We start from the raw sequence: 20,107 nt of genomic DNA, 5'->3' as shown, positions 1-20,107 counted from the left end.
GAGTTTCGTATGGAAGAAATTATTCAAAAAGTGGTTGATTGGCTCATCAAAAGAGAAAAAAGTACAGTGATCGTATCAGCTGATGCGGTCGATACCGATTCGATCAAACCTTTTCTGTCGAATAAATTTGTCTATGTCAAAAATTGCGACTGTTTCTTTTTAACGAATTTCGCAAGAAAAAATGAGAGTGATCCATTTGTACGATGGCTATTTCGTAGCTTGGACTACGGTTGCGAGCTTAGATTTCAATGCTCTTTTTCGGATCTGACTTTGATACCTGAAGAAATCTTCCACTATAATGTCGAAGTTTATACAGCTACTGAAAAACCATGTTATGCCTTTTCGAATCGGTATATCACTTATAAGCAAGTGGCTGTTCTGCCGAATCATGCAGTGTTGATTCTTTCAATGAAACAAAACTTTACATTATTGGCACAAGAAATCATTCAGGAAAAACAGATAACTGTTTGTAAAAGGAGCGGATCTCAATGTTAATGGGAAAAATAATCGGTAGCGTTGTGTCTACTCAAAAAGATTCCTCTCTTGTAGGCAAAAAACTAATGATCGTTCAACCGATCAATGCGCAAAAAGAGGCAGTACGTTTTCAACAAGTAGCAGCTGATACTGTAGGTGCTGGCATTGGTGATTATGTTCTGTTGAATAGCGGCAGTTCAGCGAGACATTTATTCTCGGAACCATCAGAAGCGGTCGATTGTGCGATTGTTGGGATCATCGATACATTTGACATGTAAGGGAGTGAAAAGAATGCCGATCTATACAAAAACTGGTGATAAAGGAATGACCAGTCTTTTTGATGGGACACGAGTCAAAAAAGCGAGTTTAAGAGTAGAAGTTTATGGAACTTTTGATGAATGCTGTGCACAGATCAGTTTGGCACAAAAAATGTTGAAAAACCAGGAAAGCCAACTAGCGCTAGACTGGATCCAAAATAAACTTTTTCAGATGAATGCAGAATTAGCAACAGCAACAAAAACAGATAAATTATCCAACAAAAGCGATCTGATCTCTATGGAGGATATCCGACAATTGGAAATTTGGATCGATGAAAAAACGGCGAAGTTACCACCGATCCATGAATTTATCTTACCGGGGAAGAGTTTAGCTGGGGCGCAACTTCATGTGGCTCGAACCGTTTGCCGTCGAGGCGAACGTGTACTTGATCGTTTCATGGAAAACGAAGAAGTCCGTGCAGAGCTTAGCAAGTTTGCTAATCGTTTGTCGGATTGCTTGTATTCTTTTGCCCGTGAGGCAGATCATGAACAGGAACAAGAAGTGCTGATCACTAAAATCATTCATCGCTATCAAGAACGTGTGCAACAGCCAAAAGTCAAACCTGACTTTGAAGAGATCGTTCACGCTTGTATCGATCATGCGAATTGTTTGAGCGTACCTGTTTCTATTGCAATCGTTGATAAAAACGGGGCTTTGAAACAATTCTATCGAATGGACGATGCACTGATCGTTAGTGAAAGCATGGCGATCAAAAAAGCCTATACAGCTGTTTCGATGAAAGCTGATACGCATGAACTAACAGAGTTGGTACAACCAAGCCAGCCGCTTTTTCAACTAGAAACCTTAAGTGATGGAAAACTTGTGACATTCGGAGGAGGCTTCCTTCTTAAAGATGGACAAGGGAACATCATTGGGGGTATCGGCGTGAGCGGTGGTCGTCCAGATCAAGATATGGCGATTGCATCAAAAGGAATCAAAAAGTTTAAGGAGCGAGCATGATGGGCGAAGAACAATTAAAAGAACAAATCATGAAAGTGATTCAAGGAATCCTTTTAGAAGAACCAATTACCGCAACTGCTTCGACTTCTTCTGTAGGGATCTTTCCAACAGTTGACACAGCGGTTGCAGCTGCAAAAACAGCACAAGAACGTTTGGATGACTTGTCATTGGAACAACGAAAATCAATTATTGCTGCGATTCGTACAGGGATGACGCCTCATATCGAAACAATTGCTCGTGAAACGGTTGAAGAAACCAAAATGGGAAGATATGAAGATAAGATCCAAAAATTAACGCTTGCGATCAATAAGACACCTGGCGTGGAAGATCTTGTAACTGAAGCGGTCACTGGTGATAACGGAATGACACTTTATGAGTTATCTCCATATGGGGTGATTGGTGCGGTGACGCCAAGTACCAATCCAGCTGAAACATTGATCTGTAATGCAATCGGGATGATTGCAGCAGGAAATGCGATTTATTTCAGCGTCCATCCAGGGGCGAAGCGGATTTCTGGTTGGGTCGTTTCAAAGTTGAATGAATTGATCTATCAAAGTTGTGGCATCCATAACTTGGTGGTAACGATTGAAAAACCTTCGATCGAAGCAGCGCAAGAGATGATGAGTCATCCAGACATCTCATTGTTAGTGATCACTGGTGGACCTGGTGTTGTGCGCCAAGCAATGAAGAGTGGTAAGAAGACGATTGCAGCGGGGGAAGGCAATCCGCCTTCACTTGTCGATGAAACCGCAGACCTTGATAAAGCAGCGGCGGATATTGTTTTGGGCGCATCTTTTGATAACAACATCTTGTGTACAGCAGAGAAAAGTGTTGTTGCTGTCGAACAAGTGGTTGATTACTTGATTTTACAAATGGAAAAACAAGGGGCTTATTACGTAGGGGATGAACAAATCATCCAACGATTGATCGATAAGATGATTGCAGAAAATGGCGCGCCTAATCGACAGTTTGTTGGGAAAAATGCGAGTGAGCTTTTAGCGGCTGTCGGTGTCGATGTATCAGCGGACATTCGCGTGATCATTATGAAAACAGATAAAAATCATCCGTTTGTTGTCAAAGAAATGTTGATGCCGATCTTGCCGATTGTGACAGTGAAAGATTTTGATGAAGCATTACCGACGGCTTTAGGAATCGAAAACAAGTGTCATCACACTGCAACGATGCATTCGCAAAATATTCAACGATTGAACCTTGCAGCGAAGAAATTCCAAACATCGATCTTTGTAAAAAATGGTTCTTCTTTTGCAGGATTAGGTTTTGGTGGAGAAGGTCCAACCACATTCACGATTGCAACACCAACCGGCGAATGTACGACGACTGCTAGAAATTTTGCTAGAAAACGTCGTTGTGTGTTAACGGACGGATTTTCGATTCGTTAGGAGGAAACAGTTTGAATAATTGGTCAATGAAAACAAAAGTTGCTGTAACAACGAACATCGTAGAAAGGTTCGAACATTTTGCAAATGAAACCGTTCTATTCGTTTTTGATCCTTTTTTGAAAAGTAATCAAAAAGTCCTTGAAATGATTGCTTATTTAGAACAAAAAAATCGGGTGATCACATTTACCGAGATCGTACCTGATCCACCAATTGAAAAAGTAGTGAAAGGGATGCAAATTGCTATGCAGGCTGAACCGACTGTCGTGATTGCGATCGGTGGTGGGTCTGCATTAGATACTGCTAAAGGAATCATTTATTTCTATCAGAAGGTAGCAAAGCAAGCAATCAGTTATTTTGTGGCGATCCCAACAACTAGTGGGACTGGCTCTGAGGTGACTAGTGCAGCTGTGATCACCGATACAGCAAATAAAATCAAATATCCGATATTTGATGAGCAGCTGGTTCCTGATGAAGCCATCTTGTCAATTGACTTTGTGCTGACAAGTCCGCCTTCGATCACTGCTTATAGTGGATTGGACGTTCTGACACATGCATTAGAAGCTTTGGTAGCGAAAGGGCGAACCAATTATTCTTCTGCGCTTGCAGAAAAAGCAATCGGTCTTGTCTTTTCGAATCTAGTCGAGTGTGTAAAAAATGGACAAAACGAAGAAGCTCGCGTGCAAATGCATGAAGCAGCTACTCTAGCTGGTGTCGCTTTTGACAATGCTGGCTTAGGTGTTTGCCATGCTTTAGCTCATCAAGTTGGCGCGCTTTTCAAAGTTCCGCATGGTTTGGCAAATGCGATGTTGTTGCCGCATGTCATTTTAGCGAATGCCAAAGATTGGACAGCAAAAGCTTTATACGCAGACGTGTCACGAAAACTTAAATTGTGTACGAACGGTCTCTCAGACGAAGTGGCCGTGATCAAATTAGTGGATGCAATCAAACGATTGAGTAAAGAATCTGGAGTCCCAACAACTTTAGCTGAATGGAAAGTTGAAGAGTCAAGTGCTCATCGAGTAGCCGATCAAGTCGCTGCCAATGCTGCCAATGATTTTACTTTCCAATCGAATCCGATTGCTTTCAATCATACACAATTAAAAGAAATCTATCAAAAAATCGTTTAAAAGGGGAGCATAAAATGGATAATACAGTATTGGGTGAATTTATTGGAACGTTAGTCTTAACACTTTTCGGTTGTGGTGTTGGTTGTAGTATCAACCTAAAGAAAACCTTAGCAAAAGCAGTTGGAGCTAACTGGGTATTAGTTGCATTTGGTTGGGGCGTTGCCGTAATGTTAGGGATCTATTCGGCTGGTTATTTTGGTTCGCCAGGGCATTTGAATCCTGCGGTTTCGATTGCTTTTGCAATTGGCGGGCTTTTTGAGTGGAATATGGTCGTGCCATTTGTCTTAGCACAGTTTGCAGGCGCATTCTTAGGTGCGTTGATTGCCGCTATTTCGTTTATGGCGCATTTCAAAGAAACTGGTGCTGATGAAGGGAACTCGGTAGGTATCTTTGCCACAGGTCCAGCCATCGATGCACCAATTGCGAATGTGATCAGTGAGATCATTGCAACATTTGCATTTATCTTCACCTTATTGTTACTTCCAGCAGGAGACTTCCCAGGAGGATTCCAACCGGTTGTCGCATTATTCTTGTTAGTCGGTATCTCATTCTCATTTGGATCAACAACAGGGTATGCTATCAACCCAGCTCGTGACCTTGGTCCGCGCTTGATGTATACATTGATGCCTTTGCCAAATAAAAACACTGACTACAACTGGAAGTACGCATGGGTGCCATTAGTAGGTCCAATCGTTGGCGCAACGATTGCTGTGCTTTTAGTAAACATTCTGTAAAAGATTAGATTGAGGGGTAAAGCATTGAAAGAATTAATTATTGCGATCAATTCAGGAAGTTCTTCCTTGAAATTCCAGGTGTATGAATTTCCTGAAGAAAAAATGATCGCCAAAGGATTGTTTGAACGAATCGGACTGGCAACATCAATGGATTTGACATATTCGTTAGACGAAGCTAAAAATAGACGCTCTGTTGAAGGTGAAACGCATGAAGATGCGGTCAAGTTCTTATTAGATTTTCTATTGGAACAAAAAATCGTTGCTGATCTATCAGAAATCACTGGTGTTGGCCATCGTGTCGCTCATGGTGGAGAATTCTTCAAAGGGTCATGCTTAGTGGATGACGAAGCGTTAGAAAAAATCAAATCGCTCGCTCATTTAGCTCCGTTGCATAATCCAATCAACATCATGGGAATCGAAGCTTTCAAAAATAATCTGCCAGCTTGTCCGCAAGTGGCGGTGTTTGATACGTCATTCCACCAGACGATGTCAGAAGAAAACTTTCTGTATCCAATTCCTTATCATTTGTATGAAGAAGAAGGGATTCGCCGTTTTGGTTTCCATGGCACAAGTCATCAATATGTGGCGGCCGAAGCTGCCAAGGCTTTAGGGAAAAATGTGGAGGACTTAAAAATCATTTCTTGTCACTTAGGAAATGGTGGGAGCATTTGTGCAATCAAAAATGGACGATCCGTCATCACGAGTATGGGATTTACTCCTTTAGCAGGGATCATGATGGGCACTCGCTGTGGCGATATCGACCCTTCGATCGTGACGTATCTAGGTAGAGAAAAACAGATGAGTTTTGCAGAAATCGAGCAAATAATGAACCAAGACTCTGGTTTCAAAGGGGTTTCTGGTATCAGCAGTGATGCTCGTGATATTGAGGAAGCATTTGAACAAGGAAATCCAAAAGCGATTTTAGCGATGAACATGTTTTGTGGTCGAGTAAAACAAACGATCGGTTCGTATGCTGCTGAGTTGGGTGGACTTGATGTGTTGATCTTCACTGCAGGTATCGGAGAAAACTCACCGATTATTCGCCAACTAGCTTGCGAAGGCTTGTCATTCTTTGGCGTAACAGTTGATGAACAAAGAAACAATTCAAGACAATCAATGATCAGTCAAGAAGACGGACAGGTTGCTGTCATGGTCGTACCAACGAATGAAGAGCGAATGATCGTACGTGAGACAAATCAACTGATTGCGAATTAAGACAGCAAATAATCAACCTCCTTATGAAAAAGCTGGAATCTCATTCTGAGAGACTTTAAAAAGTTATTTTGAATTTTTTTCAAAACGATCATCAGTTGTCTGATTTCATCCATTATATCTATAACTGTTAAAAGTTTTTTTGTGATCAAAAGAAGATGTATGATGTAGAATCAATCGAAGTGTAAAAGCTTAGGTTGGTTCTTTTTTATTGGAGTGAAAAGAGGGGACATTAAAATAAACCATACCAACTGAAAATAGAGTAGACGATTTCAGCTGGAACGGTTTATTCCTTAGAGCGAGGCGACTATATTGAAGTAGCCACATAAGCATGAGTGTAATTAATTTATAGATCTATCAATCGATGCTTGATTTCAAAGATTATTGTAATTTGAAAAAGAGTCGATTGGTAAAATCATTGAATTCGATCAGTGTGTCATCTCCGATTGGAACGAGTAATGCAACTTTTCCTTTATCTGATCCACCTTCGTATAGATCTTTACTGCCAAATTCTTCGTTACCTAAGTAACTATACTCGTCTTGATTGACCTCTTCACCGGAAGAACTAATTGGTACAAATAAGGAAAGCCCACGGTATGGATAATCTTGACTCCCTTTATTGACGGTCATTTCCACATCGAACATCACCCATTCTTTTCCTTCTGGGGCTGGTTCATTGAATTCGTTGAGGCTGACCATATGATTAAACGCCTCTTCGCCACGAATCACGTTACTAACCGTTATTGTTAGATTAGCTTCAATGTCTTCATAATCATCATCATAATAAACTGTGTCGAAAGTAATCGGCGTGTCTAGTGGCACAGGATTTGAACGTTTTCCAAAAGCGGAGTCGCCTGATAGATTATCCGAGTCGCTTAATTCGGTCGAGTTATCTGTGATATCAACAAGTGATGAATCATCTGTTTCGGATGTTTGTGTTTCTGTGCTGTCTGAGCGAGTAGAAGAGGTTGCTGTTTTGCTTTTATCGTATGGTTTCAAAACGAGTTTTTCATCTGTTTCACTACCTTCGACGGGTGTTAGAATAATATTTTTATCTTCTTTAGATACTGTATATTTGGCAGTACCTTCGTCATTTTCCCAAGTCATGGTATTGCCTTCTAAACTGTATTCGATCTTAAATTCAAATTCTTCGATCATGGATTTTGCTAATTCTTCGCCAAATGCTTCCCATTCATTCGTAGCTGTCGATTGATAGGAAGAAGGATCGATACGAAACGAGATAACATGATTTGAAAAAGAAGCAATCACGTTTACTTCCTCCATATCCTCGATCAACCAATCATTTTCTTTTAAATCATCAACACTGATTTGCCTTCCACAGGCAGTTAGAAACAGCAGAACGAATAACATAATGGAACGACTAACGATTTTTTTCATTTTCTTCCCCCAAAAATTTATTTTTACTACTATGTAAGTATGTAGTAGTTACTAAAGGATGAATCACTAATATGATGTGAAAGCCTATTCATTTCTGGAAATATTTTTTATTATATCTTCTTTGGTTTATCATCGAAAACACATTAATATTATATCTTTGTATAATGAATAATACAAGACTATGTTCGAATATATTTGTTTTTTTAAGATAGAACGAAAGAACCGATTGGAAATAGTTCGAAACACCATTTATAACAAAGAGGAAAGGAGAAGGGCAGATGTGAATAATTGCAATTCTTGTTTTATTTGTTTGTTAAAAAATAACAAAAATATGTAAAGTGTTTCGTTTTTTTATGGTATAATCAATATCTAAATACTTGATACTAAGCCGTATCTGACATGTAGGAGAATGGAAATGAGAGAAACTGACATAAAAAGTGAACTGTTGTCTATCGGAGAATTGGCGAAAATCACCGGTGTCAACATTAAGTCATTAAGATATTATGAGCAGATTGGGGTCCTGTTGCCCGTGTATGTCAATCCAAGCTCGGGTTACCGCTACTATTCATTAGCTCAAGTGAGTGCAGTTGAACTGATTCAAGCATGTGTAGAGATCGGTATACCGTTAAAAGAGCTGCACCGATTTGGCGATTCCAAAAGTTCAATCGACTATCTTTCTTTTTTGACCTATAGTGAAGAACTAATGAAGCAAAAAATCGATGCGCTTCAGCAAAACTTAAAAGGCATGCAAGCGTTGAAAGAGGAGGTCGAACTCCTTAAAAAATATCGACATTCAAAAAATCAACATATCCGGAAGATGAATGAGAAATATCTGTATGTTTTTCCTTATCAGCCCACTGATAATAAAAAGACGCTTTATACAGAAGCGGCAAAATTATTTGAGCGTTCGCTTGAAGGTGGCTATGAACCTTTATATGATTTTGGTTTTCTCTATGAGTTTACAGACGAAAATATTCAACAATATATGTTTTTAGAGATCATGCCTACAACAAATATCTGTGAAAATATCAAAGTTTTACCAAGTGGGCAGTATGCCTGCCGTTTTACACCTAAAAACTATGGTGAAAATCTTCCAGAATTGTTTCCCGAAATATTTAGTAAAAAAGGAAAGGTTCTTGCGATCGAAGCAGAAGCGGCAACGGGAACATTAGAAGAAATCATCTATGAAGCCAGAGTTTTTATTGACTGAGGACTGACTCATATAGAATTTAAAGTCAATGAAGAAAATAAGTAAAGGTGGGTAGAAAAACATAATGAATATTGAAAAAAGAGCCAGTAGATCCGGCTCTTTTTTAATGATCGAAGCTTTTATTTTTCTTGATTTGATCGACGTTTTTTTTCGAGTATAGTCAATCCACCAACGATGATCAGAACAACAAAATAAGTTGTCCAGCTGATCAAATTGAAAACTAACAAGACTAATCCGACGATCAAACATAATAATAGCGTCCAAACGGTTAAATTTTTTTCCATAAAAGGGAGAAAACAAGTAAGAAAATCATTGATGATCCATTTTGCTTTCTACACTAAACCTCCTTGCGCTAAATTTCATACTTAGTAACAATGTTTCTATAAAAATAAATTTTAGCATAACTTGCTTCAATACTGCTAGTCTTAGATCATCATTGAAAGGATCATGTATGTTGAGCGCCGTGTGAGGACTTATAAGATAAGAGTCGAAGAGGGGATACATATAATTAAAGACACCTACTTTGATCTTCAAGTAGGTGTCTTTATTGTGAACTAGAGTTGCAATCGTCCATTCGGGGTTTCACTCCTATGCGGATTTTTTAAGTTCTTGCACTGCTTGTTCGATCGTTACACCAGTAGCTACGCGATTGCTATCCTCTTTGTCAAAAACGACGAAAAGATTTAAATCGGTGTTAAGAGTGACACGATATTGTAGTTCTTTGTTATAGAATGTCATAGTCATTCTCCTTTCTGTTGTTCTTATGAAAGGCAACGATACGTTGATAACGAAATTCCATAGTTATTATAGCACAGATGGACGGAAAGAAGCAACTGTATCTTTATTAAATAATAATTATTATTATATGGGGTGGGGGATAGACTTGCATGCTGTTTTCTATTCTAAAAAAAGTATATAAAAAGCCGTATAAAAAATAGGGAGAACCCCATTTTTTATACGGTATAAACTAAGTTTTTTAAAAACATTTTTCGCAAGGAGTCAATCCACGTGCCAACGCTTCACTCATTGTTGCTGGATAATAAGTGCCGTTACCACATTTATGGGTGTGGTATTTTGCGCCAGTCCTTGTGACCAATACTTGTGCTTCATTCGCTTGGGCTTGTTGTGCCTCAGCAGCTGCTGCTTGTTCTTGTGCCACTCGTTGTGCTTCAGCGGCAGCAGCTTGTTCTTGCGCCACCCGTTGTACTTCGGCTTGTTCAGCAACTACACGTGCTTCTTCAGCAATCCGTGCTTGCTCAGCTTCTTGTGCAATTCTTTCTGCTTCTAATCGTGCTTGTTCTTCTTGTGCTTTTCGTTCAGCTTCTTGTTTTGCCTGTTCTTCTTGCGCTTTCTTTTCAGCTTCTTGTCTTGCCTGTTCTTCTTGTGCTTTCTTTTCAGCTTCTTGTTTTGCTTTTTCTTCTTGCGCTTTTTTCTCGGCGGCTAGTTTTTCTTCTTCTTTCTTTTTTTCCTCTGCTTTTTTCTGTTCAGCAGCTTCTTCTTTTTCATCGCTCGATTGCGAAGTTGTTTCAGTTGTAGCAGTGTCCGCTTTGGAAGTCTGTTCGGTTCCAGATCCACAAGCACTGCTGATCAATACAAAACCGAATAAGGCACTCAGTAAAATCAAATGACGCTGCCAATTCTTTTTGCTCTTTTTGTTTGATAGACTAGGTAATAGTACACCAATCATCAAACTCATAAACCCTAACAATAACATCAATAAATCCATTTTTTCCTCCTATTTCTAAACCGATCACTTTCATACAAAGCTCCCCCAAATAAAAGTGAATGGTCGATTTACGGTAACTGACCGTATTCTCTATGTCGGATTCGAACCGACAAACCCAGTTAGAGAGTGACATTTCAATAGAAGAAAGACGAAAAGAAGTAGTGTGCGTAATGTTATAATTATATAAACTAAAGATAACAAACAATAATTATTTTATCATTACAAAAACAAAAATAATAGACAGATTTTCTGGTATCATCCATTTTAATATTTGTTTTATTAATGTAAAAAATGTTATATTTAAATAAGAAAAGTATTGTTTTGATATCATAATCGTTCTAATATAGAAAATATCTCATTTTTAAGTTAACAAGGGTTGTTGCGGTGAGAGAAAGAAGATGGGAGAAATGAAAATGAATATTTTATTTATCAATGCAAGTCCTAATAAAAACGGCATGACTGCTAAATGGGGAGAAAAAATCTTAGCTGATATCAATTATTCGGTCTTGCATTTAGCTGATTACCGAATCAACCAATTAGGACAAGTAACAGGAATAGACGAATTTCAATTAGTGATGGATGTAGTAGCGAAAGCGGATGTCTTGATCATTGGGACACCAATTTATTGGTGGGATGTGACGGGTTTATTAAAAACATTTATCGATCGTTGGACGGATTTGTTTCAAACTGGCTTGGATACCGCAGAAGCACCGTTATATCAGAAACCTATTTTTTGGTTTGTACAAGGGGCTGCTCCAGAAGAAGCCATTGATGGAATCAAACAAATGTTAATGAATATCAGTGAGCGATTCCTAATGAAAAATCAGGGAATCATCTATCAGAAAAAAGACATTCCTTTGTTCAATGAAAAAATCAAAAAGTTACATTAGATTGGTAGATGTAAATGTTGCGAGGGTTTATAGTTGTGTTTTCTGAATCACCATGCTATAGTAAGTAAGTAATCTATTTTGAAACGTAATTTGAGCTATAACTTAATCATTATAAGACTCCTTTTGCCTATCAAATATTTATTGCACTATAAACGTACGTTGATACGTATCAGGAGGAAATATATATGAATAACGGTACAGTAAAATGGTTTAACGCAGACAAAGGTTTTGGATTTATCACTGGTGAAGATGGAAATGACGTATTCGCTCATTTTTCAGCTATCCAAGGTGAAGGTTTCAAAACATTAGACGAAGGTCAAGCTGTGACTTTTGATGTTGAAGATGGACAACGTGGCCCTCAAGCAATCAACATCGTTAAAGCATAATCAAACATTGATGTTTAACTGTTCTTTCATTGAAAGAACAGTTTTTTTATAATCATTTTTAAAGGAGTGATGAGCTTGAATTTGAATTTTAGAAGTATCGATTCAGAAGATTATTCTACTTGTTCCGAAATTTTAGTTGCTGCGTATGGCGGAGCCCCTTGGTTCAATCAATGGACAAAGGAAGAAGCCTTGCTTAGGATCCGGGCGACGATGAGTGGCATCAATGCGAGAGGGTACATAGTCGAAAAAGATGAACAGATCATCGCAATGTGTTTAGGTAGAATTGATTATTATTACGATAATTGGAAACAATTTTGTATTGATGAATTCAATGTTGCCCCACAGCTCCAAAAGCAAGGTGTTGGTAAAAAATTAATGAAATTCACTGCGAATATTTTGGAAGAAGAAGGAATAAATAATCTATTTCTGATTACTGGAGGAAAACAAGCAGCTGAATTTTATAAAAAAACCGGATTTGTAAAATCTGATGATGGGACAATGATGGAGTACGTAATAGAGAATTGATTAAAAAAGCTCTCGATCTAAGGATCGAGAGCTTTTTGCTATAGTTTGATCGATAACGCTTTTTTACAAGATGATTCCTTTTTGTTCAAGATTCGCCACGCATTCTGCTAAATAGATTTGATCATGCTCGGGGTAGAGTGGAGAGGTCCATTCTACAGGTGATAAAGATGTATAAGGTTCACAAATTTTCCCGCGATACAAAGGATCGAACCATTCTTCACCCGGTTTATAATTTTGCTTCTTCATTTCTTCCATGACTAACAAATGGTATTGAAATAATTTATAAGGAGAATGGGTGAAAACATAATCTACAGTAGCGTGTTTTCGGCCCCAACCATTACCTCGTAATGCACAACACTCGCGATGTTGTCCTAGTAATTGTTGGCGTGGCAGAGAGCTTAGTAAGCTTTGGTGCCATAATCGCATAAAATTGTTCCTTCCTTCTAGACATGTTTGAACTGTTATGAGGCTTCTGTTCGACCAATCAGGTAGTCGACAGTCGTGTCATAAAAGTCTGCTATAAATACTAACTCGATGACGCTGGGAATGTGACTTCCTTCTTCGTATTTTTTATATCGTTCAATCGGTAAGTTTACTTTTTCGGCAACTTGCGGAGTAGTCAATTGTTGTTTTTCTTTTAGAAAGTTTAAACGGCAATGCAACGTGTCTAATAAAATTGCTTCTTCAATCGTCATTTTCCATCACCTTTCTCTGAATAATCGTCTAAAATCTTAGTGTTTATTTATTCGATTTAAATAAAATAAATATGCGATGATAAAAATTATGGAGAGAATAAATCCGACTAAATTAAAATAAAAATGCTGTGTTGGTTCAAAAAACTGGTAATTTAATATTTTGTACATAAAATAGATTGCAGGCAAACTAGCCAAAGCAATTTTTTTACGTTCCTTTGTCCATTTGATAAACGAAAAAACAATCGGTGCAAATATAAACACAGGAAAAATAAAGGCAAGTCGACTCAATTCTAACATAATAAATAAACTCCCATAGCTATATTTTATTGGTGCATTGATGATGTTTTGAGTTATTAAATTTGAGAATATACTGGATTTATATTCACTAAATAAAAGATAGCATGTTATGCGATTCTGAACAAATATTTTGATAAAAAACGTTATTAAAAATTTGACCTTTTATCAACGGAAATAAATACTCAAAAAAAGATGGAATTTTCATTCCACCTTTTTTTTGAGTATAGCTTGAAAAGCTTATTCTTTTACATAAACATTGAAATCTTTCAAAAGCTGCAAAGCGAGAGGCTCGTGATCTCGGCTACTTACCATCGATGAATCAATAATAAAGTCAGCTTCTGGAAAGGCGCTTTGCAAAGCAATAGTGTTTGATAAGACGCATAGATTGGTTTCGATCCCCACGACTTCGATTGTTTTTTGCTCATCTTTACTTTCGAATAAGGAATCTTTGATTTCTGTCAGTGTTTCTGGCGGCAAGGTGAAGTAATATTTTTTTATCTCTCGCTCATTCGGCAGAGGGGAGAGTTCAGAAATGATTTTGAGATCTTTGCTCTCTGATTCGTCTTTTCGATCGACAGGAATATCACGGGTAAATAGGACATATTCATTTGCTGAGCGAGCTTGCTTCAAACGCGTACTGATTCGTTCAACTAAAGTTTCTGCATCCTCTATATAAAATTCACTGTTCGGATCTAAAATATGGTTTTGCATATCGATTATGACTAACATCAGACATTTCTCCTTAGATAGAATGTTTGTTCAAAAAGTCGGCTACACCAGCTTCGTCATTGGTGGTAGTCACTTCATCGGCTAACGATTTGACATATTCTTGGGCATTTCCCATAGCAATACTCAATCCACTGAATTCCAACATGGCTAGATCATTTTCTTGATCCCCAAATGCCATCACATCTTCTGCAGTCAAACCTAAGTATTCCGTTAAAAATAATAAAGAATGAGCTTTAGTAATATCTTTAGGCGTGATTTCCAAGAAATGTGGATCTGAAAAGACGGAATCAATGGATTCTTTCTTCAATTCAGCTTGGATAAGTTGCAGTTTTTCCTCATTTTTATCCGTTAACGCTAATTTCAAATAGCTCAATGAAGGATCGTCCAGCTGAGCTGTAATCTCTTCGAAGGAATGGTTTTGTAAATTAAAATGTTGATAATAAGGATCATCTTTTACTAAAGCGGATTCGTCAAAAGTGATTTGATCATCTTGCGTTTCTCGACTTGCAATAATCGATATTTTTGCTTCTTTTGCTAAATAAAAGGCCTTTTTCAGTATAGGAACTTCTATTTTTGATCGTCTTAATACATGATCGATTTTTCCATCTTTCATTTCAGAGATCAATGCACCGTTTGAAGAAATCAAATATCCGCTAATACCTAGCTGTGCAAAGACATCCTTTGCGGAGATACTATTTCTTCCTGTGGCGATCGTAACGATTCCTCCATTAGATGCGAATGATTTCAATGCTCTGATATTTTCTTGTGGGACTAATCCTTGTGAATCAAGCAAGGTCCCGTCTAGATCGATTGCTGCTAATTTCATCTTTTTACGCTCCCTTAGTCTTTTTTCTTTCATCCTTAGATTAAATGAGAAACTTCTAAAATAAAAATAAAATGCTTTGGCGCTTTGAATTTTTTCAAAAAAGATTTTTCATGAAATGAGCAAAGTATATAGGTAAGAAAATGGTCAAGACCGCTGAATAAAAAAGCATAACAATTCAAATGTTTTCGTTTTCATTTTCATAAAAAAGGTCAATTTTTGGGTAATATTCATAAAAAACAAAGCATATCTTTTGCTTTCAGGAAAAAGTAGGCATATTGTAGATGTAGAACAGGTTAGAAAAAGATTAAAAAAAGGAGTGATTTTGATGGAGATTAAGTATGGAACTGTACCGGTTGTGACTGCTTCAGATGAAAATTATGCTCCTTATCTAAGCGTAATGATTGCAACGGCACTGGAAAATGCGAATAAGATGAGACATATATATTTCTACGTAATCGACGATGGAATATCAGAATATAGCAAAGAAGGATTGCGCCAGACAGTTGCACAGCATTCGGAGCATGCAAGTATTCAATTCTTGACTGTTGAGAAAGATGTCTATGAAGATTTCTTAGTCAGTGACCATATTACAACAACTGCGTATTTAAGAATTTCTCTACCTAAAATCTTAGCAAAATACAATTATAAAAAAGTGTTGTATCTAGACGCGGACGTTTTAGTGTTGGATGACATCGTTGCATTATATGACGAATCATTAAATGGTAAAACAATTGGGGCAGTAATCGATCCAGGACAAACAAAAGCATTGAGACGCTTAGGAATCGATTCAGATGAATATTATTTTAACTCAGGAGTCATGGTGATCGATATCGATCAATGGAATGAAAAAAATATTACAGATAAAACGATCCAATTCTTAAAAGAAAATGGCGATCAGATCATCTACCATGACCAAGACGCATTGAACGGCGTATTGTACGGAGATTGGGAACAGCTTCATCCAAAATGGAATATGCAATGTTCATTGATTTTTGAACGCCACCCAGCTCCAGATGAAAAATATGAAGAGCTATACAAAAGTGGGAATAAAGCTCCTTCAATCGTTCATTTCACAGGGCATGATAAGCCTTGGAATACATTGAAGGATCATCCTTATACACAGATCTATCTAAAAAATCTAGCGCATAGCGTGTTAATGAAAGTAGGCGAGGTAAATGAATAGAAGAAAAGAAGTAGCAGTCGTTTCAAGTTGCAATACAAAATTTGTGCCTCATCTAGCAGCACTATTTGTGTCGATTTTAGAAAATAGTGACCCGAAAGTGTTTGTACGTTTTTACGTAATTGATGATGACATTGATACGGAAAGCAAAAATCTTTTACGTTTTTCAGTAAAGAATTCACGAATGAATACAGATGTCGAATTTTTGAAAATCAATAAAAAATTCTTCAAAAACTTAGTAACAAGTGATCGTATCCCTGAAACAGCATACTATCGTATTGCGATCCCAGAATTATTTAGAGGGAAAAATGTGGAACGTATCCTTTACATGGATTGTGACATGATCACGTTGAACGATATCAGCAAATTATGGGATCTTGAGTTTAACGGTGCAATCATGGCGGCAGTTGAAGATGCTGGTTTCCACCAACGTCTTGAAAAAATGGAAATTGAAGCAGACTCTATGCGTTACTTTAACTCAGGGTTGATGCTGATCAATGTTGAAAAATGGTTAGAGCATAACATTACTAAAAAAGTGCTTAAATTCATCGAAGACAATCCAGAAAAACTTCGCTTCCATGACCAAGATGCTTTAAATGCGATCTTACATGATCAATGGATCGCGTTACATCCTAAATGGAATGCACAAGGCTACATCATGGCGAAAGCAAAACAACATCCAACTGCTCAAGGAGAAAAAGAGTACGAGGAAGCACGTCGCGATCCTTATATCATCCATTACTCTGGCCATGTCAAACCATGGAGCGAGGAGTTTAAGGGAGAAAGCAAAAAATACTATGAAAAGTATGCAAATATGACAGCTTTTCGATGTGTGAAAAACTTTCCGAAATATCCATTATATGCCCGTGTTCAACGTAACACAGAATTGAGTCGTTGATCGATAATAGAAAAAACTTACTATTATATAGAGGAGATGAGCGATATGGAAATTACATTGACTAGAAATGCGATGGATATCTTGAAAGAAAAAGCAGGGACGCATTCAAAATTAGCTCTTGCATTGATCGATAGTAAAGATCCTTTTCTTAGAGATAAGGGCGCCTGTGCGAAAGGAAGCTTTTTTCAAATCATTCCTTTTCTTACAGAATTTGGCCAATACGTAACAAGGATCGAACATCCTTCGCTTGATATCTATACGTCTCAAAACGAGCAATGCTATTTAGGAAAGTCTTTGATTATGGATTATGACCAGCGATTGAATAGTTTCTCACTAGAAAACGAAATTGCTGTGTTGGATCATAACATCAAATTGAACAATTGCTTCTTTAGTTGAGAGCATACTAGAAAGGACGATTCACCATGCTGGAATATTACTTGATTGATAAAAACAAGAAAGTAATAGCCGCAGATGAAAAACATTTTAATTGGCTTGTGATTGATACGAGCGATACTGAGGAAATCGAAAAGGTTACTCGAACGTATCAGCTTCCGGAGGATATATTTGTCGGGATGACTTATCCAGAAGAGGTCTCTCGTTTAGAACATCTTTCAGGAACGAGTTTGAACAACCCGATTTCCTTAGTACTGCTCAACCTTTCAAGTAAAAAAGAAAAAATCGAACATCGTCTGACGCCATTGTCTTTCGTCTTATCAAATGACTTATTGATTACTTGTCGGGATAAGAAAACCAATTTTATCGATCATTTGATTGACCATCATGGAGATAAAATCGATTCTTTCGAAAAGGTGATTGTTTATGCGGCATTAGACATTTATACACATTTTGTCAAAGAGCTTCGAGAAATGAAAACGCGTATCGATTCGTTGGATCAAGAAGCTCGGAAAACGACAGAAAATGAAGAACTCTATAAGCAAGCCGATTTAGAAAGAGATATTGTCTATATTGATCATACTTTGCGAGATCAGAAAGAGACGATGGATCTATTATGGGAAACAACTGAATTTAGAGAACGCGTGAATGACGAACAGTTACTTTATGATGTCCATCTGAGGCAACGTCAAACGGAGAAGATGATATTGATCTATCGTGATCTCTTAGAAAGTATTGGCGATCTTTTCAATGGGATGATGGACAATAATCTGAACCATCTCATGAAATATCTGGATTCTACGGCCTTGATCATCTCTGTTCCTGCAATGATTGCTGGTATCTGGGGGATGAATACCGGTGGTCTCCCAGGAGAAGACTCAGCGACTGGCTTTCTTTTAGTATTAGGCGGATCGATCTTAGCGGCTGCGGCTTTAGGTTATCATTTATTTAGAAAAGATTATACAAAGTAAATAGTATGGGTTTTTTTACCCAGATTTATAACGATAGTTATGACTAAAAAATAGGAGGATCATCATGACAGAACCAAATTTAATCGACCCAAGAAAACTTTATCATACGGAAGAATTTCCAAAACAAGACCAAGAAACACCTGCTTTACAAAAGGACATGAAACCAGTACCTGATTGTGGCGAAGAAAGCTACAAAGGGACAGAGCAATTAGAAAACCGTCGTGTCTTGATTACAGGAGCAGACTCTGGGATTGGGCGGGCAGCTGCCATTGCTTTTGCAAGAGAAGGGGCAGACGTTGCTATTCAATTTTTCCCAGGTGAAGAAGAAGATGCTGAGCAAGTGGCTCATTATATCGAAGAAGCTGGTCGTAAAGCTTTACTATTACCTTATGACTTGCGTGATGAAGCAGCACCAAAAGAAATCATTGAAAAAACTGTAGCAGCATTTGGCGGATTAGATACTTTAGTTCTTAACGCTGCACAACAAATCTCTTCTCCATCCATTGCTGAAATTCCATTGGAACAAGTGAAAGATACGTTTACTGTAAATATTCTTGCGATGTTTGCTTTAGTAAAAGAAGCAATCCCGCATATTCCTGCTGGAGGAGCAATCGTTACAACAACTTCTGTCCAAGCATTCAACCCAAGTGAACATTTATTGGACTATGCAGCAACAAAAGCATCGATTGCCAACTTTACAATCGGTTTAGCGAAACAATTAGCACCAAAAGGAATTCGCGTAAACGGTGTAGCGCCAGGACCAATCTGGACACCATTACAATTAGATGCAGGTCAACCAAAAGAAGATCTACCTGAATTCGGTCAACAAGCATTGTTGGAACGTGCGGGTCAACCAGCTGAATTAGCACCTGTCTATGTCTTTCTTGCATCAAACAAAGCAAGCTACGTCACTGCACAAATTTACGGTATTACAGGTGGAGAAGCCATCAATCTATAATCTGTGACAACATGTGAGGAGGGCGAAACAATGAACAAAGGAGCGAAAACGCTAGGGGCAATCTTATTGATCATTTTACTATCGGTATTAGTATTTGCTATGTTGCTGACTGCAGTATATCCATTGCCGTTTAATTTGGAAGAATTCCGCTTTTTGTCATTAACTAATTTTTATGTTCAGCAATATGTATTTTGGGTCACTGCGGCTTTTGCTGTATTGACACTGATACTCATTCTAGTCTTACTGTTCTATCCCAAAACATACCGTTCATTTTTACTTAAAAAAGGTGACGGTGAATTGACTTTAGACAAAAAGGCGATTGAAGGAATGGTTCGTTCACGTTTGACGAAAGAAGATTTTGTTTCTTCCCCGAAAGTAACGATCAAAGCGACTAAAAATAAAATCGATGTAAAAGTAAAAGGTGAATTAAAACGCACGTCATCATTAATCGGTAAAACAGGAACATTAATGTCAGACATTGAGCGTGAAGTAAAACAAATCATCGGTACAGACGAACCAGTGAACGTATTGGTCAATTATACAGGCTTTGACTCACCACAATCAAAAAGAGTCGAACAATCACGAGTACAGTAAGGGGGAGAGAAAATGAACGAGATCTTTTCGACATACAAGCTCCCAATTATTTGTGGCGTGCTTGGATTGATACTAGCTATTTTACTGATAGCTGTCGGTTTTTTCAAAACATTGCTGATCGTGATCATGGCTGCGATTGGCGTAGCCATCGGTATGTATTTGCAAAGAACCGGAATTTTAGAACATTACTTTAAATCCTAGGAGGC

The 20,107-nt window shown here is 37.9% G+C and carries 27 protein-coding genes; 18 read left to right on the top strand and 9 right to left on the bottom strand.

The genetic code is table 11. The annotated features are described in order from the left end of the window. The first annotated feature begins 9 nt into the window (after positions 1-9). Genes pduM through IGL24_RS07770 form a run of 7 tightly spaced genes read left to right on the top strand, consistent with a single transcriptional unit; the run spans position 10 to position 6,228 of the window. On the top strand, positions 10-495 hold the full coding sequence (gene pduM, locus IGL24_RS07800; RefSeq protein WP_206858938.1) for a PduM family microcompartment protein: 486 nt from the start codon (positions 10-12) through the stop codon (positions 493-495). Beyond that, entirely contained in the window at positions 489-752 is a 264-nt protein-coding gene (locus IGL24_RS07795) for a EutN/CcmL family microcompartment protein (protein WP_071867455.1), read from the top strand. Before pduM ends, IGL24_RS07795 begins: the two co-directional genes overlap by 7 nt. Before the next feature lie 13 nt (positions 753-765). Beyond that, positions 766-1,752 carry a cob(I)yrinic acid a,c-diamide adenosyltransferase gene (locus IGL24_RS07790; protein ID WP_207699576.1) on the top strand — a complete coding sequence of 329 codons (987 nt, stop codon included), beginning with the start codon at positions 766-768 and terminating at the stop codon, positions 1,750-1,752. Next, positions 1,752-3,152, top strand: coding sequence for an aldehyde dehydrogenase family protein (locus IGL24_RS07785; protein WP_207699577.1), 1,401 nt, complete (start codon positions 1,752-1,754; stop codon positions 3,150-3,152). The genes IGL24_RS07790 and IGL24_RS07785 overlap by 1 nt, the downstream gene beginning before the upstream one ends. An 11-nt stretch (positions 3,153-3,163) precedes the next feature. Next, positions 3,164-4,279, top strand: a complete 1,116-nt coding sequence (locus IGL24_RS07780; protein ID WP_242699711.1) for a 1-propanol dehydrogenase PduQ — start codon at positions 3,164-3,166, stop codon at positions 4,277-4,279. 14 nt (positions 4,280-4,293) lie between these two features. After that, the gene (locus tag IGL24_RS07775) at positions 4,294-5,013 is read left to right on the top strand and encodes an MIP/aquaporin family protein (protein WP_086334715.1); all 720 of its coding nucleotides are present in this window, start codon (positions 4,294-4,296) and stop codon (positions 5,011-5,013) included. A gap of 24 nt (positions 5,014-5,037) precedes the next feature. Then, complete coding sequence (locus IGL24_RS07770; RefSeq protein ID WP_207699578.1) at positions 5,038-6,228, top strand: acetate/propionate family kinase; 1,191 nt, start codon at positions 5,038-5,040, stop codon at positions 6,226-6,228. A gap of 378 nt (positions 6,229-6,606) precedes the next feature. On the opposite strand, the gene IGL24_RS07765 is transcribed toward IGL24_RS07770, so the two are convergent. Further along, positions 6,607-7,623, bottom strand: coding sequence for a hypothetical protein (locus IGL24_RS07765; protein ID WP_242699712.1), 1,017 nt, complete (start codon positions 7,621-7,623; stop codon positions 6,607-6,609). A gap of 415 nt (positions 7,624-8,038) precedes the next feature. Here IGL24_RS07765 and IGL24_RS07760 point away from each other — a divergent pair, with 415 nt between their 5' ends. Next, on the top strand, positions 8,039-8,833 hold the full coding sequence (locus tag IGL24_RS07760) for a MerR family transcriptional regulator (RefSeq protein ID WP_206858944.1): 795 nt from the start codon (positions 8,039-8,041) through the stop codon (positions 8,831-8,833). A 119-nt stretch (positions 8,834-8,952) separates the two neighbouring features. Here IGL24_RS07760 and IGL24_RS07755 read toward each other — a convergent pair whose 3' ends face one another. From IGL24_RS07755 to IGL24_RS07745, 3 genes are all read right to left on the bottom strand, one after another. After that, positions 8,953-9,117, bottom strand: a complete 165-nt coding sequence (locus IGL24_RS07755) for a hypothetical protein (RefSeq protein WP_206858946.1) — start codon at positions 9,115-9,117, stop codon at positions 8,953-8,955. Positions 9,118-9,421: 304 nt separating this feature from the next. Then, a complete protein-coding gene (locus tag IGL24_RS07750; RefSeq protein WP_010735353.1) occupies positions 9,422-9,571 on the bottom strand; it encodes a hypothetical protein in 150 nt (49 codons plus the stop codon). A gap of 238 nt (positions 9,572-9,809) precedes the next feature. Continuing rightward, positions 9,810-10,559: a hypothetical protein gene (locus IGL24_RS07745; RefSeq protein WP_207699579.1), complete on the bottom strand. Its 750-nt coding sequence runs from the start codon at positions 10,557-10,559 to the stop codon at positions 9,810-9,812. A 413-nt stretch (positions 10,560-10,972) separates the two neighbouring features. On the opposite strand from IGL24_RS07745, the gene IGL24_RS07740 reads away from it, so the two are divergent. The 3 genes from IGL24_RS07740 (at position 10,973) to IGL24_RS07730 (ending at position 12,360) form a co-directional block, all read left to right on the top strand. Further along, entirely contained in the window at positions 10,973-11,449 is a 477-nt protein-coding gene (locus IGL24_RS07740) for a flavodoxin family protein (protein WP_207116137.1), read from the top strand. A 185-nt stretch (positions 11,450-11,634) separates the two neighbouring features. Next, positions 11,635-11,835, top strand: a complete 201-nt coding sequence (locus tag IGL24_RS07735; protein WP_206858950.1) for a cold-shock protein — start codon at positions 11,635-11,637, stop codon at positions 11,833-11,835. A 75-nt stretch (positions 11,836-11,910) separates the two neighbouring features. Then, complete coding sequence (locus tag IGL24_RS07730) at positions 11,911-12,360, top strand: GNAT family N-acetyltransferase (protein ID WP_207699580.1); 450 nt, start codon at positions 11,911-11,913, stop codon at positions 12,358-12,360. Between the two features lie 63 nt (positions 12,361-12,423). On the opposite strand, the gene IGL24_RS07725 is transcribed toward IGL24_RS07730, so the two are convergent. From IGL24_RS07725 to IGL24_RS07705, 5 genes are all read right to left on the bottom strand, one after another. Further along, the gene (locus IGL24_RS07725) at positions 12,424-12,786 is read right to left on the bottom strand and encodes a TIGR02328 family protein (protein ID WP_207116139.1); all 363 of its coding nucleotides are present in this window, start codon (positions 12,784-12,786) and stop codon (positions 12,424-12,426) included. A gap of 35 nt (positions 12,787-12,821) precedes the next feature. After that, positions 12,822-13,055, bottom strand: a complete 234-nt coding sequence (locus IGL24_RS07720) for a helix-turn-helix domain-containing protein (protein ID WP_206858954.1) — start codon at positions 13,053-13,055, stop codon at positions 12,822-12,824. Between the two features lie 36 nt (positions 13,056-13,091). Beyond that, entirely contained in the window at positions 13,092-13,352 is a 261-nt protein-coding gene (locus tag IGL24_RS07715) for a hypothetical protein (RefSeq protein WP_206858955.1), read from the bottom strand. Between the two features lie 237 nt (positions 13,353-13,589). Further along, complete coding sequence (locus IGL24_RS07710) at positions 13,590-14,081, bottom strand: isochorismatase family cysteine hydrolase (RefSeq protein ID WP_207700443.1); 492 nt, start codon at positions 14,079-14,081, stop codon at positions 13,590-13,592. 13 nt (positions 14,082-14,094) lie between these two features. Further along, on the bottom strand, positions 14,095-14,907 hold the full coding sequence (locus IGL24_RS07705) for a Cof-type HAD-IIB family hydrolase (protein WP_207700442.1): 813 nt from the start codon (positions 14,905-14,907) through the stop codon (positions 14,095-14,097). Positions 14,908-15,232: 325 nt separating this feature from the next. Between IGL24_RS07705 and IGL24_RS07700 the strand changes: the two genes are divergently transcribed. The 7 genes from IGL24_RS07700 to IGL24_RS07670 all read left to right on the top strand — a co-directional run bounded on the left by IGL24_RS07700 (position 15,233) and on the right by IGL24_RS07670 (position 20,102). Next, entirely contained in the window at positions 15,233-16,090 is an 858-nt protein-coding gene (locus IGL24_RS07700) for a glycosyltransferase family 8 protein (RefSeq protein ID WP_206858958.1), read from the top strand. After that, complete coding sequence (locus IGL24_RS07695) at positions 16,083-16,985, top strand: glycosyltransferase family 8 protein (protein ID WP_206858959.1); 903 nt, start codon at positions 16,083-16,085, stop codon at positions 16,983-16,985. The genes IGL24_RS07700 and IGL24_RS07695 overlap by 8 nt, the downstream gene beginning before the upstream one ends. A gap of 45 nt (positions 16,986-17,030) precedes the next feature. Then, positions 17,031-17,381 carry an iron-sulfur cluster biosynthesis family protein gene (locus IGL24_RS07690; protein ID WP_206858960.1) on the top strand — a complete coding sequence of 117 codons (351 nt, stop codon included), beginning with the start codon at positions 17,031-17,033 and terminating at the stop codon, positions 17,379-17,381. A 26-nt stretch (positions 17,382-17,407) separates the two neighbouring features. Next, on the top strand, positions 17,408-18,349 hold the full coding sequence (locus IGL24_RS07685) for a magnesium transporter CorA family protein (protein WP_207700078.1): 942 nt from the start codon (positions 17,408-17,410) through the stop codon (positions 18,347-18,349). A 64-nt stretch (positions 18,350-18,413) separates the two neighbouring features. Further along, entirely contained in the window at positions 18,414-19,307 is an 894-nt protein-coding gene (locus tag IGL24_RS07680; RefSeq protein ID WP_206858963.1) for an SDR family oxidoreductase, read from the top strand. Between the two features lie 30 nt (positions 19,308-19,337). After that, the gene (gene amaP / locus IGL24_RS07675; protein WP_207116118.1) at positions 19,338-19,901 is read left to right on the top strand and encodes an alkaline shock response membrane anchor protein AmaP; all 564 of its coding nucleotides are present in this window, start codon (positions 19,338-19,340) and stop codon (positions 19,899-19,901) included. A gap of 12 nt (positions 19,902-19,913) precedes the next feature. Beyond that, positions 19,914-20,102, top strand: coding sequence for a DUF2273 domain-containing protein (locus IGL24_RS07670; protein ID WP_207116119.1), 189 nt, complete (start codon positions 19,914-19,916; stop codon positions 20,100-20,102). The last annotated feature ends 5 nt before the right edge of the window (positions 20,103-20,107 follow it).

It is taken from the genome of Enterococcus sp. DIV2371 (genome assembly GCF_050498525.1).
GTDB classification, from domain to species: Bacteria; Bacillota; Bacilli; order Lactobacillales; family Enterococcaceae; genus Enterococcus_B; species Enterococcus_B mangumiae.
The sequence above is the reverse complement of the archived record's forward strand: the minus strand, read 5'-3'. Positions and strand labels throughout refer to the sequence as shown.

Excerpts from the sequence above, each read along its gene's own strand:
- IGL24_RS07670 (WP_207116119.1), top strand. The coding sequence starts at position 19,914 with ATGAACGAGATCTTTTCGACATACAAGCTCCCAATTATTTGTGGCGTG.
- IGL24_RS07785 (WP_207699577.1), top strand. The coding sequence starts at position 1,752 with ATGGGCGAAGAACAATTAAAAGAACAAATCATGAAAGTGATTCAAGGA.
- IGL24_RS07745 (WP_207699579.1), bottom strand. The coding sequence starts at position 10,559 with ATGGATTTATTGATGTTATTGTTAGGGTTTATGAGTTTGATGATTGGT.
- IGL24_RS07705 (WP_207700442.1), bottom strand. The coding sequence starts at position 14,907 with ATGAAATTAGCAGCAATCGATCTAGACGGGACCTTGCTTGATTCACAA.
- IGL24_RS07710 (WP_207700443.1), bottom strand. The coding sequence starts at position 14,081 with ATGTTAGTCATAATCGATATGCAAAACCATATTTTAGATCCGAACAGT.
- IGL24_RS07750 (WP_010735353.1), bottom strand. The coding sequence starts at position 9,571 with ATGACATTCTATAACAAAGAACTACAATATCGTGTCACTCTTAACACC.
- IGL24_RS07725 (WP_207116139.1), bottom strand. The coding sequence starts at position 12,786 with ATGCGATTATGGCACCAAAGCTTACTAAGCTCTCTGCCACGCCAACAA.
- IGL24_RS07680 (WP_206858963.1), top strand. The coding sequence starts at position 18,414 with ATGACAGAACCAAATTTAATCGACCCAAGAAAACTTTATCATACGGAA.
- IGL24_RS07700 (WP_206858958.1), top strand. The coding sequence starts at position 15,233 with ATGGAGATTAAGTATGGAACTGTACCGGTTGTGACTGCTTCAGATGAA.
- IGL24_RS07775 (WP_086334715.1), top strand. The coding sequence starts at position 4,294 with ATGGATAATACAGTATTGGGTGAATTTATTGGAACGTTAGTCTTAACA.
- IGL24_RS07685 (WP_207700078.1), top strand. The coding sequence starts at position 17,408 with ATGCTGGAATATTACTTGATTGATAAAAACAAGAAAGTAATAGCCGCA.
- IGL24_RS07715 (WP_206858955.1), bottom strand. The coding sequence starts at position 13,352 with ATGTTAGAATTGAGTCGACTTGCCTTTATTTTTCCTGTGTTTATATTT.
- IGL24_RS07695 (WP_206858959.1), top strand. The coding sequence starts at position 16,083 with ATGAATAGAAGAAAAGAAGTAGCAGTCGTTTCAAGTTGCAATACAAAA.
- IGL24_RS07755 (WP_206858946.1), bottom strand. The coding sequence starts at position 9,117 with ATGGAAAAAAATTTAACCGTTTGGACGCTATTATTATGTTTGATCGTC.
- IGL24_RS07795 (WP_071867455.1), top strand. The coding sequence starts at position 489 with ATGTTAATGGGAAAAATAATCGGTAGCGTTGTGTCTACTCAAAAAGAT.
- IGL24_RS07760 (WP_206858944.1), top strand. The coding sequence starts at position 8,039 with ATGAGAGAAACTGACATAAAAAGTGAACTGTTGTCTATCGGAGAATTG.
- IGL24_RS07790 (WP_207699576.1), top strand. The coding sequence starts at position 766 with ATGCCGATCTATACAAAAACTGGTGATAAAGGAATGACCAGTCTTTTT.
- pduM (WP_206858938.1), top strand. The coding sequence starts at position 10 with ATGGAAGAAATTATTCAAAAAGTGGTTGATTGGCTCATCAAAAGAGAA.
- IGL24_RS07690 (WP_206858960.1), top strand. The coding sequence starts at position 17,031 with ATGGAAATTACATTGACTAGAAATGCGATGGATATCTTGAAAGAAAAA.
- amaP (WP_207116118.1), top strand. The coding sequence starts at position 19,338 with ATGAACAAAGGAGCGAAAACGCTAGGGGCAATCTTATTGATCATTTTA.
- IGL24_RS07765 (WP_242699712.1), bottom strand. The coding sequence starts at position 7,623 with ATGAAAAAAATCGTTAGTCGTTCCATTATGTTATTCGTTCTGCTGTTT.
- IGL24_RS07740 (WP_207116137.1), top strand. The coding sequence starts at position 10,973 with ATGAATATTTTATTTATCAATGCAAGTCCTAATAAAAACGGCATGACT.
- IGL24_RS07720 (WP_206858954.1), bottom strand. The coding sequence starts at position 13,055 with ATGACGATTGAAGAAGCAATTTTATTAGACACGTTGCATTGCCGTTTA.
- IGL24_RS07735 (WP_206858950.1), top strand. The coding sequence starts at position 11,635 with ATGAATAACGGTACAGTAAAATGGTTTAACGCAGACAAAGGTTTTGGA.